The organism is Streptomyces sp. SDr-06, from assembly GCF_003324565.1.
In the GTDB taxonomy this organism is placed as follows: Bacteria; Actinomycetota; Actinomycetes; order Streptomycetales; family Streptomycetaceae; genus Streptomyces.
Window position 1 is genome coordinate 25,217 of sequence record NZ_QOLA01000039.1, and the last position, 12,409, is coordinate 37,625.

The 12,409-nt window shown below is 71.2% G+C and carries 11 protein-coding genes; 6 read left to right on the forward strand and 5 right to left on the reverse strand.

Translation table 11 applies throughout. The features are described from left to right. Nucleotides 1-7 precede the first annotated feature (7 nt). Entirely contained in the window at nt 8-970 is a 963-nt protein-coding gene (locus DT019_RS37560; RefSeq protein WP_114041485.1) for an ABC transporter substrate-binding protein, read from the reverse strand. Nucleotides 971-1,587: 617 nt separating this feature from the next. Between DT019_RS37560 and DT019_RS37565 the strand changes: the two genes are divergently transcribed. The 4 genes from DT019_RS37565 to DT019_RS37580 all read left to right on the forward strand — a co-directional run bounded on the left by DT019_RS37565 (nt 1,588) and on the right by DT019_RS37580 (nt 4,785). After that, nucleotides 1,588-2,796, forward strand: coding sequence for an NADP-dependent malic enzyme (locus DT019_RS37565; protein WP_114041486.1), 1,209 nt, complete (start codon nt 1,588-1,590; stop codon nt 2,794-2,796). 145 nt (nt 2,797-2,941) lie between these two features. After that, the gene (locus DT019_RS37570) at nt 2,942-3,907 is read left to right on the forward strand and encodes a zinc-binding dehydrogenase (protein WP_114041487.1); all 966 of its coding nucleotides are present in this window, start codon (nt 2,942-2,944) and stop codon (nt 3,905-3,907) included. 123 nt (nt 3,908-4,030) lie between these two features. Beyond that, nucleotides 4,031-4,240, forward strand: coding sequence for a helix-turn-helix domain-containing protein (locus tag DT019_RS37575; RefSeq protein WP_100579604.1), 210 nt, complete (start codon nt 4,031-4,033; stop codon nt 4,238-4,240). Continuing rightward, nucleotides 4,240-4,785 carry a Clp protease N-terminal domain-containing protein gene (locus DT019_RS37580; RefSeq protein WP_114041488.1) on the forward strand — a complete coding sequence of 182 codons (546 nt, stop codon included), beginning with the start codon at nt 4,240-4,242 and terminating at the stop codon, nt 4,783-4,785. The genes DT019_RS37575 and DT019_RS37580 overlap by 1 nt, the downstream gene beginning before the upstream one ends. Nucleotides 4,786-4,981: 196 nt before the next feature. Here the strand turns inward: DT019_RS37580 and DT019_RS37585 are convergent, their stop codons facing one another. Then, nucleotides 4,982-6,001, reverse strand: a complete 1,020-nt coding sequence (locus tag DT019_RS37585; RefSeq protein ID WP_114041489.1) for a PadR family transcriptional regulator — start codon at nt 5,999-6,001, stop codon at nt 4,982-4,984. A 1-nt stretch (nt 6,002) separates the two neighbouring features. Beyond that, nucleotides 6,003-6,965: a DUF4097 family beta strand repeat-containing protein gene (locus tag DT019_RS37590; RefSeq protein WP_114041490.1), complete on the reverse strand. Its 963-nt coding sequence runs from the start codon at nt 6,963-6,965 to the stop codon at nt 6,003-6,005. A 206-nt stretch (nt 6,966-7,171) separates the two neighbouring features. Here DT019_RS37590 and DT019_RS37595 point away from each other — a divergent pair, with 206 nt between their 5' ends. Continuing rightward, on the forward strand, nt 7,172-7,990 hold the full coding sequence (locus tag DT019_RS37595) for a hypothetical protein (protein ID WP_114041491.1): 819 nt from the start codon (nt 7,172-7,174) through the stop codon (nt 7,988-7,990). 98 nt (nt 7,991-8,088) lie between these two features. Here DT019_RS37595 and DT019_RS37600 read toward each other — a convergent pair whose 3' ends face one another. Next, a complete protein-coding gene (locus DT019_RS37600) occupies nt 8,089-8,274 on the reverse strand; it encodes a DUF6104 family protein (protein WP_114041492.1) in 186 nt (61 codons plus the stop codon). Between the two features lie 242 nt (nt 8,275-8,516). Between DT019_RS37600 and DT019_RS37605 the strand changes: the two genes are divergently transcribed. Further along, nucleotides 8,517-8,729 (forward strand): DUF6191 domain-containing protein, encoded by a 213-nt coding sequence (locus DT019_RS37605; RefSeq protein ID WP_114041493.1) that lies wholly within the window; start codon nt 8,517-8,519, stop codon nt 8,727-8,729. Nucleotides 8,730-8,893: 164 nt separating this feature from the next. Here DT019_RS37605 and DT019_RS37610 read toward each other — a convergent pair. Continuing rightward, a partial coding sequence (locus DT019_RS37610; RefSeq protein ID WP_114041494.1) for a multifunctional oxoglutarate decarboxylase/oxoglutarate dehydrogenase thiamine pyrophosphate-binding subunit/dihydrolipoyllysine-residue succinyltransferase subunit occupies nt 8,894-12,409 on the reverse strand: 3,516 nt, incomplete at its 5' end.

A 12,409-nucleotide genomic window follows, 5' to 3' on the forward strand; every position in this document is an offset into this window, starting at 1 on the left:
GCGGGGGTCAGGAGCCGCCGTTGATGGCTGCCTTGGTGACGGCGCCCTGCGCGCCGCCCCACTTGTCGATGGCCGCCTTGTACGTACCGTCCTTGATGATCGCGTCCAGCGCCTGGGACAGGGCGTCGCGCAGCTGGGAGTTCTTCTTGTCCACCGCGATGCCGAACGGGCCCGCGTCCGAGGGGTTGGCGACCGACTCGAAGTCGGCGCCGCCGCCCGCGGTCTTCGCGATGTACGCGGCGACCGGGGAGTCGTTGAGGTCGGCGACCGCGCCGCCGGCCTTGACGCGGGTCTGCGCCTCGGCGTCGGTGGCGAACGCCTCGAAGGTCAGCTCGCCCTTGCCGCCCGACTTGCACTTGGCGGCGAGGTCCTTGGCGGCCTGCTCGTAGGTGGTGCCGCGCTGCACGGCGATCTTCTTGCCGCACAGGTCGTCGGTGGACTTGATGCCCTCCGGGTTGCCCTTCTTGACCAGGATGCCGGTGCTCGCGGTGTAGTAGTCGACGAAGTCGACGCCCGTACCGGTCTTCTTGCCGTCCTTGTCGAGGCCCTCCTGGCGGGCCTTCGTGTCGCTCACCGAGGACATGACCGCGTCGTAGCGGCCGGTCGGCAGCGCACCGAGCAGGGTGTCGAAGGTGCCGCTGGTGAACTCGAACTTCACGCCGAGCTGCTTGCCCAGGGCGGCGGCGATGTCGGGGTCGATGCCGACGATGCTCTCGCCCTGCTTGAACTCCATGGGAGCGTAGGTGGCGTCCGTCCCGACCTTGATGACGCCGGCCTTCTGGATGTTCGCGGGCAGCTTGGAGAAGAGCGGGGCGGACTTCGAGGCCCCGCCCGAGGACTCGGGGGCCGAGCCCTTCTTCGTCTGGTCACCGCAGCCGGTGACCAGCAGGGCGCCCGCGACCGCGATCGCGCCGACCGCGGCAATCCGGGACTTGGAGGCGGTCGTACGGCGGGTGGTGCTTGCGGTCATGGTCGGGTTCCTCCGGCAGATGTTGAGTGGAGTGGCCATGGAGTGCGTACGAATCGACGACGCACAGGTCCTGGGCGGTGGTCGTGCACGCATCCTCGGGTGTCGCGACCGCGGTGTGAACCGCGTGTGAAGTCGCATCTTGCCATTCGGACCCCGGAAATCAGGGTCGCAGCCATGTCAAAATCGGATAACGGGTCACCCCCCGAACCCCAACAGGCCCGTACGCCAAGGGCCGACTGGCCGGACCATGTGCGGGCAGCGTCCGCGAGGGCCGCAGATCCTCCGGTTCATCTCGCGTTGTGGACGCGTTTCATGCCGCATGAGCGACTTGTCGTGACATCGCACCAGGAGTCGTGTCACGGTACGGAGGCCGCTTGCGACGGGGTGTCCACGCTGGGCCAATATGGACTCGTCGGCGGACGTCTTTGTCCGGTAAGAAGGATCCTTACACCCCTCATCCGGGGCTCAGGGCGCGTGTGCGGCGCGCCCGCGCGTACGTACCTCCTCCCCGCGGGGCGGGCCAACCGCCCTCAGCGGGGCACGTACGCGGGTCCGCCCACCCCTCCTCAACAAGGAGTGGCCACCCTCAACTGATGAAGACTTAAGGGGTCAACACAATGGCAGCGGAGATCGTCAATCCTCGCAGCGACAGCAGCACGGAGGGTTCTGACGAGCCCTTCGACCCGGCCTTCGCGCTCCACCGCGGCGGCAAGATGGCCGTGCAGGCCACCGTGCCGATCCGCGACAAGGACGACCTGTCCCTCGCGTACACACCCGGTGTCGCCAAGGTGTGCAGCGCGATCGCGGAGAACCCGGAGCTGGTCCACGACTACACCTGGAAGTCGCAGGTGGTCGCCGTCGTGACGGACGGTACCGCGGTGCTCGGCCTCGGTGACATCGGCCCGGAGGCGTCCCTCCCGGTCATGGAGGGCAAGGCGATCCTCTTCAAGCAGTTCGGCGGCGTCGACGCGGTTCCGATCGCGCTCGCCACCACCGACACGGACGAGATCATCGAGACGGTCGTCCGGCTCGCCCCGTCCTTCGGCGGGGTGAACCTGGAGGACATCTCCGCCCCCCGCTGCTTCGAGATCGAGCGCCGGCTCCAGGAGGCCCTGGACATCCCCGTCTTCCACGACGACCAGCACGGCACGGCCGTGGTCACCCTGGCCGCCCTGCGCAACGCCGCCAAGCTCACCGGGCGCACGCTCGGCGACCTGCGCGCGGTGATCTCCGGGGCCGGTGCGGCCGGTGTCGCCATCGCCAAGTTCCTGCTCGAAGCGGGCCTGGGCGATGTGGCGGTCGCGGACCGCAAGGGCATCGTGAGCAGCGACCGGACGGACCTGACGGACGTCAAGCGCGAGCTCGCCGAGCTCACCAACAAGGCGGGCCTGACCGGCTCCCTGGAGACCGCGCTCGCGGGCGCCGACGTGTTCATCGGCGTCTCCGGCGGTACGGTCCCCGAGCCCGCGGTCGCCTCCATGGCGCCGGGCGCCTTCGTCTTCGCGATGGCCAACCCGAACCCCGAGGTGCACCCCGACATCGCGCACAAGTACGCGTCGGTGGTGGCCACCGGCCGCTCGGACTACCCGAACCAGATCAACAACGTGCTCGCCTTCCCCGGCATCTTCGCGGGCGCCCTCCAGGTCCGGGCCTCCCGGATCACCGAGGGCATGAAGATCGCCGCGGCGAACGCGCTGGCCGACGTCGTGGGCGACCAGCTCGCCGCCGACTACGTCATCCCGTCGCCGTTCGACGAGCGGGTCGCCCCGGCCGTCACGGCCGCGGTGGCGGCGGCCGCGCGCGCCGAGGGCGTGGCGCGCCGGTAGGCACGTTCCGGGCATGCGCCCGCGGAGCCGTGCCGGGCCCTCCTCCGGGGGCGCCCGGCACGGCTTTCGCCGTTCTCGCGGCGTGCGGGGCGTCACAGCCGTGGGAGGTTCCGGCGGCCGGGCCGCGCGCCCTATCGTCAGGGCCATGTTCGCCGCCTACGCCGCCCGCATCGACCGTGACCAGCCGCTCAGCGGCCTTGAGTTGGGGGAGCGACCGGCCCCCGAGGTACGCCCCGGCTGGACCCTCGTCGACGTACGGGCCGCCTCCCTCAACCACCACGACGTCTGGTCGCTGCGCGGCGTCGGGCTCACCGAGGACAAGCTGCCGATGATCCTCGGCTGCGACGCGGCGGGGGTCGACCAGGACGGCAACGAGGTGGTCCTGCACTCGGTGATCGGCCAGACCGGTCACGGCGTCGGCCCCGCGGAGGGCCGCTCGATCCTCACCGAGAAATACCAGGGCACCTTCGCCGAGCAGGTCGCCGTGCCCACCTGGAACGTGCTGCCCAAGCCGAAGGAGCTGAGCTTCGCGGAGGCGGCCTGCATGCCGACCGCCTGGCTCACGGCGTATCGGATGCTGTTCACCAACGCCGGGGTGCGGCCCGGGGATTCGGTGCTGGTGCAGGGCGCGGGCGGGGGCGTGGCCACCGCCGCGATCGTGCTGGGCAAGGCGGCGGGCCTGCGGGTCTTCGCCACCAGCCGCGACGAGCACAAGCGCGAGCGGGCCGTGGAGCTGGGCGCCGTCGACGCGTTCGAGCCGGGTGCGCGGCTGCCGCAGCGGGTCGACGCGGTGATCGAGACGGTGGGCGCCGCGACCTGGTCCCACTCGGTCAAGTCCCTGCGCCCCGGCGGCACTCTGGTCATCTCGGGCGCCACCAGCGGCGACCGCCCCGTGCACGCCGAGCTGACCCGCATCTTCTTCCTGGAGCTCAAGGTCGTGGGATCGACGATGGGCACGAAGGACGAGCTGGAGGACCTGCTGGCGTTCTGCTCGGCGACGGGCGTACGCCCCGTCATCGACGAGGTGCTCCCGCTGGACCGGGCCCGCGAGGGCTTCGAGAAGGTGGCGTCGGGCGACCTGTTCGGCAAGGTGGTCCTGACCACCCTCTGACCTGGGGTCGGTGGCCTGTGGCCGCGGTTTCGCGTGGACGACTGCGCGGGCCGCGGCCTTTCTGTGGGAAAGGGTGTCAACTTGGGTTGACGTCCACTCTGGTGTCAATGTACGTTGACAGGTATGACCGAGGCAACCGATCTCGCCGCACGAGCCGGCGACCGCGACCCGAGGGTCGGACTGCGAGCCGTCGCCGCGTTGCGCCGGCTCCTGGAACAGCTCGAATCCGTACAGGTACGAAGCGCCCGCAACCAGGGCTGGTCATGGCAGGAGATCGCCGCCGAGCTCGGGGTGAGCCGTCAGGCCGTCCACAAGAAGCACGGGAGGACTTGATGTTCGAGCGATTCACGGCGAACGCCCGTGGGGTGGTGACCGGCGCGGTCGAGCACGCCACGCGTGCGGGGTCCCCGGTGGTGACCGAGGAGCACCTGCTCCTCGCCCTCCTCGACCGCGAGGGTACGAAGGCGGCCTTCGCGCTCGCCTCCCTCGGCGTCAGCGACCGGCGCGCCGAGGTCACCGAGGCGCTGGCCGCCGCGCGCCGCAGGGGTGGCATGTCCAAGGCGGACGAGGACGCGCTGGCGGGGCTCGGCATCAGCGTCGAGGAGATCGTCGCGCGCACGGAGGAGGCCCACGGTCCGGGCGCGCTGTCCGGCGCGGAGCCGGGCAGGGCGTGGCCCTCGGGCCGCCCTTCCTTCACGAAGGGCTCCAGGAAGGTCCTGGAGGAGTCGCTGAGGATGGCCGTGGCCCGCAAGCAGAAGTACATCGGCGACGAGCATCTGCTGTTGGCGCTCACCGCGATGCCGGGGGTGGTGGGGGAGGTTCTCGCGGAGTGCGGGGGGACGTATGGGGGTGTGGAGCGGGTGTTGTTCGGGGCGTGAGCGGCTTTTGCCCACCCGCCCGCCCGTGCCGCGGGGTTGGCGGGGCTGGGCCCCGCCTTCCCCGGCTCCGCAGGGGGTTCGGATTCCGCTGCGGGTCCGCTGTGGCTGGTCGCGCAGTTCCCCGCGCCCCTGGGTGGGTGTGGTGGTGCCGGGTTGTAGATGCTCTGTCCCCTGGCGCCTTCGGGGGCGGGGTTGGTCAGGGTTTGGGGGGGTGGAGGGTTGTGGCGATGTGGGTGGCCGCTGTTGCCAAGTGGCGGCGGACCTCCTGGAGTTGGGAGGCCGTCACGCCGTGGTCCCTGGCCGCGTCCCGGATGTCGTCCCGGAAGCGGTCGAGCAGGCGGTCGAGGTCGCGCGCGGGGTTGTCGGACGGCTCCTCCCGCGCCCACTCCGGTTCCGGCTTGCCCAGGTCCACCCGCTCGACCTCGACCTCCGTCTCGGGCGCGGGCGCGGGCGGCTGGCCGAAGCCGAAGCGGCCCAGCTCCTTGGTGATCTCCGCGAGGCCCTCGCGCACCCCCGTCGGCCAGTCGCCCCGGGCGAAGTGCTCCTGCACCTGGCGCTGCACGTCACGGGCGACCCGCTGCATCTCCTCGCGCGCCTTCTCCTGGGCCTCCTTGGCCTGGCGGCGGGCCTGCTGGGCCTCGTCGCGGGCCCGGCGGGACTCGTCCTTCGCCCGCCGCGCCTGCTCCTTCCACTCCTGCTTGGCCCGCTTGAACTCGTCCTTCGCCTGCTGCCAGGCCTCGCGGTCGCCCCAGGCCCCGTCGAAGAAGTCGGAGGCCTCGGGGAACCCCTTCCGGGCGCCCCGGGCCCCGGCCGCGGACGCCTGCCCCGTACGCGCTTCGCGGGCCGCCCGGCGCATGTCGTCGCGGAGGCTGCCCGCCGCACCGCGTACGTCGTCGCGGATCTCGGCGGCGAGTTCGGAGACGGACTCGCGGATCTCCAGCTCCAGATCGGCGAGTTCACCGCCCCGGCCCGCCAACTCCGCGCGGCCCGCGTCGGTGATCGAGTACACCTTGCGGCCGCCCTCGGTGGTGTGCGTGACGAGCCCCTCGGCCTCCAGCTTGGCGAGCCGCGGGTAGACGGTGCCCGCGCTGGGCGCGTACAGCCCCTGGAAGCGCTCTTCGAGGAGGCGGATCACCTCGTACCCGTGGCGCGGCGCCTCGTCGAGGAGCTTGAGGAGGTAGAGGCGGAGGCGGCCGTGGGCGAAGACGGGGGGCATGTCAGAGCACCTTCTTGGTCGAGCCGGCCGAGCCGGACTGGTCGTCGGCGGGGGAGGAGGCACCCTCGGGCGCCGGGCCCCCGGAAGCCGCGTCACCGGCAGGCGGGTTTTCGCCAGGTGCGTCCTCGAACGGGGGCTCCTCGTCCGCGGGCCTGCGCAGGAGCGCGATCGAGCCGGAGACCGTGGTCGCCCTGAGCGTGCCGTTGCCCGCCCCCAGTGTGCCGGTGATCTTCTTCGTGCCCCAATTCCCGCTGATCCGCAGGTCCTCGAAGGCGTTGGAGACGGCCCCGCTGGCGGTGTTGGCCTCGACCCGCGCGTCGGCCGGGTGCGGCAGCCGGATCGCGACCTCGCCCGAGACCGTGGTCAGCCGGATGTCGGTGGCCCTGGCCGTGGGGTCCAGGTCGAGCAGCATGTCGCCGCTCACTGACTCGGCCGCCACGCGGCCCCCGGCCCCCTCGATGACGGTCAGGTCGCCGGAGACCGACTTGAAGCGCAGCTCGCCGGTGACCGCCTGCGCCTCCAGGTTCCCGGTGACGCTCTCGGCGCGGACCGGCCCGGCGAGCTTGACCAGGGTGGTGTCGCCGCTGACGCCGCGCACCTCGGTACGCCCCCGGATCCCCGAGACCACCGCCCCCGCGCCGACCATGCCGACCTCGACGTCCGCGCCCGCCGGTACCGCGAGCGAGACCACCGCGCTGCGGTTCCAGCCCTGGGGGTCGAGCCATTTGAGGAAGCCGCGCCAGGGCAGGTCCTCGTAGCCGATGGTGAGCGTGGCCCCGTCCCGCGTCACGATCAGCGGCGGCCCCTCGACCGAGGAGACCTCCAGGCGCGCGGAACTTTCCTCGGTCCCCACCACGTTCACTGTTCCGTTGACGACGCGCACTTGGAGCTTGGTCACCGGCTCGTCGGCATCGTCGAAGGTGAGCTTCCGCGAGTCGGGCACGGCCCACGTGGACTCGGACATGTGCTGACCTCCTGGGCGCTGGGAGTGGGTACGGCGAGACGCAACATATCGCGTCTCTCGTTAGACACGATATATCGCGCTTGGGCAATGTCAAGGAGCGGCCGCGGCGGTGGAGCGCGTGCGGCGGTCCCTGCGCCGGGCGCCCCTGCGTCGTGGCAGGTATCAACAGGGCGAAATCGGGACAGAAATGGCCTAGCGTATGGATCATGCGCGTCACCCCTCCCGCCGCCCCCGGAGCCCTCCTCCTCTGCCGCGCCGAACCCCCGGCGGTCCGCCCGGTCGCCCACCTGCTGCGCGAGCCGATGCTGCTGGCCCCGGCGGGCGACGGCTGGAGCGTGCTGGTCCCGGCCGCCAAACCCTGGCTGACCGGCACCGACCCGGTGGACCAGGTGCTCGCGGGCTGGGCCGGGGCGCTGACCGTCGCGGCGGGCTGGCCCGCGATCGCGCTGTGGTGGGACGACGCCCGGGCTGGCTACACCCTGGCGTCGGGTTTCCGCCGCACGGTCGGCTACATCTGGCTGTCCGACGGCACCCCGCTCGGCGAGGACGAGGCGATGCGCACGTTCGCGGCCCGGCTCGGCCTGGACCCCGTACACGACGTGGAGGCGCTCGACGGGCTGACCCGGCCCGACGTGGAGGCCGACGCCCGGGCCCGGCTCCTCGGCCTGATCGCGATCCTGGCCCGCACCGGCGTGGCCCTGCCCACCGGGCTCACCCCGGGTGAACCGACCGACCGGCTGCGCTCGGTGGCCGCGGCCCAGGGCGCCGAGACGATCGAGTGGTCCGGCTGGCGCGATGCCGTACGCGCCGAGCTCGACGCGGTCGAGGAAAGTCCGCTCGGCCCCTGGGTGCGCGGCCCCAGGGCGCGCCTCCTGGGCGCCGCCCAACTCGCCGCGGGCCTCCCGCTCGCGGCCTGGGGCCTGAGCCGGCGCAGCGGGGGCTGGACGACGGCGGGCGCGATCCTGATCGCCCACGGGGCGCTGAGCCTCGCGTACGACCGGATGCGCGCCCGGCCCGGCGGCTGACGCGTATTACGCGTTCATGCCACCGATGGGTGTCGGTGGAACCGCGGTCGGCGGGCCCGAGTCCGCCGGGGACCACGTACGACCACGGTTCGTCCGGCTCACTCGTCGTCGTCCTCTTCGTCGTCGAGGCGCGCGAGCCACGTGGCGAGGCGCTCGACCGGAACCTCGAAGTCCGGGTTCAGGTCGACAAAGGTGCGCAGCTGCTCGGCGAGCCACTCGAAGGTGACCTCCTCCTCGCCCCGCCGCTTCTCCAGCTCCTCGATGCCGCGGTCGGTGAAGTACACAACATGCTCCTGGGACGCCGTACCGAATGTTCGCCCTTCAGCGTATCCGGCGGTCGCCGCCACCCCCGACCCCCTACAAGGGCTCGCCCCCTGGTGGTGCTTCGCCGAACGTGTGGGGGGTACTCGTGGCCCCAGGGGCGGGCCGCGGGGCCTCCCGGACGGATTTGGGGGCCATGATCGGGATATGACGGGGGCCGTGCGGCGTTGTGTGGGTACGGGACGGCTGACGGAGGTGGCTTCGGATGTTCGGTGGGCTCGACGAGCTGTTCGCACCAGGGCGGCGGCACACGGAAGAGGAGCGCCGTCGTCAGGAGATCACGCTCGACGAGGTCGGCGACTCCGATCCCGGGCGCGGACCGATAGACCTGGCCAGCGGCAGCGTGGTCATACGCCTGCCCCAGGCCGGAGGCGGCGCGTGCGAGGAGGACGTGACCGGGGGCGACGACGAGGCCTGAGGGCGGCAGGCCGAGCACAGGGGCCGTCGCGCAGTTCGTACGCCGAAGGGCCCGGCATCCCACCAGTGGGGATGCCGGGCCCTTCGCGTGCCTACGGCCGGTACGGAGTCCGGTGCGTCGCGGCGGGCCGAAGGGGCGCGGTGACCGCGCCCCTCGCGGAGCGACTACGCCTCGAAGACCTCGTTCACCAGCTGCTCCTGCTCCTGCTCGTGGCGCTTCTTCGAGCCGACCGCCGGGGACGAGCCGTGCGGGCGCGAGATGCGGCGCAGGCGCTCGCCGTGCGGCACGTCCGCGCCGACGGCCAGGTCCAGGTGGTCGATCAGGTTGAGCGCGATGAACGGCCAGGCACCCTGGTTCGCCGGCTCCTCCTGGGCCCACAGGTACTTCTCGGCGTTCGGGAACTTGGCGATCTCCGCCTGGAGCTCGGCACCCGGCAGCGGGTACAGGCGCTCGATGCGGATGATCGCCGTGTCGTTGGCGCCGCGCTTGTCGCGCTCGGCGGCCAGGTCGTAGTAGACCTTGCCCGCGCAGAACACGACCTTGCGGACCGCGTTCGCGTCCACGTGCTCGTCGCCGATCACCGGGCGGAAGCCGCCGTTGGTGAACTCCTCGGCCTTCGACGCCGCGGCCTTCAGACGCAGCATCGACTTCGGGGTGAAGACGATCAGCGGCTTGTGGTGCGGGTTGTGGACCTGCCAGCGCAGCAGGTGGAAGTAGTTCGACGGCAGCGTCGGCATCGCGACCGTCATGTTGTTCTGCGCGCACATCTGGAGGAAGCGCTCCGGGCGGGCGGACGAGTGGTCCGGGCCCTGGCCCTCGTAGCCGTGCGGCAGCAGCAGGGTGACGCCGGAGGTCTGGCCCCACTTCTGCTCGGCGGAGGAGATGAACTCGTCCACGACCGTCTGGGCGCCGTTGACGAAGTCGCCGAACTGCGCCTCCCACATCACCAGGGACTCGGGACGGGCCAGCGAGTAGCCGTACTCGAAGCCCATCGCCGCGTACTCGGAGAGCAGCGAGTCGTAGACGTTGTAGCGCGCCTGGTCCTCGGACAGGTACATCAGCGGGGTGTAGTCCTCGCCGGTGACCTGGTCGACCAGGACCGCGTGGCGCTGGCCGAAGGTGCCGCGGCGGGTGTCCTGGCCGGACAGCCGGACCGGGACGCCCTCCATGAGCAGCGAGCCGATGGCCAGGGTCTCGCCCATGCCCCAGTCGATCGTGCCGTCCTCGACGGAGGCGGCGCGGCGCTGCATCTGCGGCATCAGACGCGGGTGCACGGTGATCCGCTCGGGGATGTTCACCTGCGACTCGGCGATCCGCTTGACGACCTCCTGGGAGACCGCCGTGGAGACCGCGACCGGGAACTGGGCCTGCGCGTCCGAGGAGGGGATCTCGCCCGGCGCCGAGGTGGCCTCGCGGACCTCCGCGAAGACCTTCTCCAGCTGGCCCTGGAAGTCCTGGAGGGCCTGCTCGGCCTCTTCCAGGGTGATGTCGCCGCGACCGATGAGCGACTCGGTGTACAGCTTGCGCACCGAGCGCTTCTTGTCGATCAGGTTGTACATCTGCGGGTTGGTGAACTGCGGGTTGTCGCCCTCGTTGTGACCGCGGCGGCGGTAGCAGATGAGGTCGATCACGACGTCCTTGTTGAACGTCTGGCGGAACTCGAAGGCCAGGCGGGCCACGCGGACCACGGCCTCCGGGTCGTCGCCGTTCACGTGGATGATCGGCGCCTCGATCATGCGGGCCACGTCGGTGGCGTACATGGAGGAGCGCGACGACTCCGGGGCGGCGGTGAAGCCGACCTGGTTGTTGATGACGATGTGGACCGTGCCGCCGGTGCGGTAGCCGCGCAGCTGCGACATGTTCAGGGTCTCGGCGACGACACCCTGTCCCGCGAAGGCCGCGTCACCGTGCAGGGCGACGGGCAGGACCGTGAAGTCCGTGCCGCCCTTGTTGATGACGTCCTGCTTGGCGCGGGCGACACCTTCGAGGACCGGGTCGACGGCCTCCAGGTGCGAGGGGTTCGCGACGAGCGAGACCTTGATCTGCTCGCCGTCCAGACCGGTGAAGGTGCCCGACGCGCCCAGGTGGTACTTCACGTCGCCGGAGCCGTGCATCGACTTCGGGTCGAGGTTGCCCTCGAACTCGCGGAAGATCTGCGCGTACGACTTGCCCACGATGTTGGCGAGCACGTTCAGGCGGCCGCGGTGGGCCATGCCGATGACGACCTCGTCCAGGCGCGACTCGGCGGCGCTGTCGATGACGGCGTCGAGCAGCGGGATGACCGACTCGCCGCCCTCAAGCGAGAAGCGCTTCTGGCCGACGTACTTGGTCTGCAGGAACGTCTCGAACGCCTCGGCCGCATTCAGCCGGCGCAGGATGCGCAGCTGCTCCTCGCGCTCCGGCTTGGAGTGCGAGCGCTCGACGCGGTCCTGGATCCACTTGCGCTGCTTGGGGTCCTGGATGTGCATGAACTCGATGCCGGTGGTGCGGCAGTACGAGTCGCGCAGGACGCCGAGGACGTCGCGCAGCTTCATCAGGGTCTTGCCGGCGAAGCCGCCGACCGCGAACTCCCGCTCCAGGTCCCACAGGGTGAGGCCGTGCTCGGTGATGTCCAGGTCGGGGTGCTTGCGCTGGCGGTACTCCAGCGGGTCGGTGTCGGCCATGACGTGGCCGCGGACCCGGTAGGAGTGGATCAGCTCGAAGACGCGGGCGGCCTTGGTGACGTCGTCGTCGTGCGAGGCGTCGATGTCCTTGAGCCAGCGGACCGGCTCGTAGGGGATGCGCAGCGCCTCGAAGATGTCGTCGTAGAAGCCGCTGTCGCCGAGCAGCAGGTTGGCGACGATGCGCAGGAACTCGCCGGAGGCGGCGCCCTGGATGACCCGGTGGTCGTACGTCGAGGTGAGCGTCATCACCTTCGAGATGCCCAGCTTGTTCAGGGTGTCCTGGGAGGTGCCCTGGAACTCGGCCGGGTAGTCCATCGAGCCGACGCCCATGATGACCGACTGTCCGGGCATCAGACGCGGCACCGAGTGCACGGTGCCGAGGCCGCCCGGGTTGGTCAGCGAGACGGTGACGCCCGTGAAGTCGTCCATCGTCAGCTTGTTGTTGCGGGCGCGGCGGACGATGTCCTCGTACGCCTGCCAGAACTCGAAGAAGTTGAGCGTCTCGGCCTTCTTGATGCCGGCGACGACGAGCTGGCGGTCGCCGTTGGGCTTCACCAGGTCGATGGCGAGACCGAAGTTCACGTGCTCCGGCTTGACCAGGGTCGGCTTGCCGTCCTTCTCGACGAACGCGTAGTTCATCGACGGCATGGCCTTGATCGCCTGCACCATCGCGTAGCCGATGAGGTGGGTGAAGGAGACCTTCCCGCCCCGGGCGCGCTTGAGGTGGTTGTTGATGACGATGCGGTTGTCGAACAGCAGCTTCACCGGGACGGCGCGGACGGACGTGGCCGTCGGCATCTCCAGCGAGGCGTTCATGTTCTTGGCGACCGCGGCGGCGGGGCCGCGCAGCGTCACGTACTCGGGCCCGGCGGGAGCCTCGGTGGCCTCGGTCGCCTTGGGGGCGGCCTGGGCGGCGGGCTTGGCGGGCGCTGCGGCCGCGGGCTTGGCCGGAGCGGGCGCGGCGGCCTTGGCCGGTGCCGGAGCGGCGGCCGGGGTGGCCGGTGCCGCGGGCGCCGG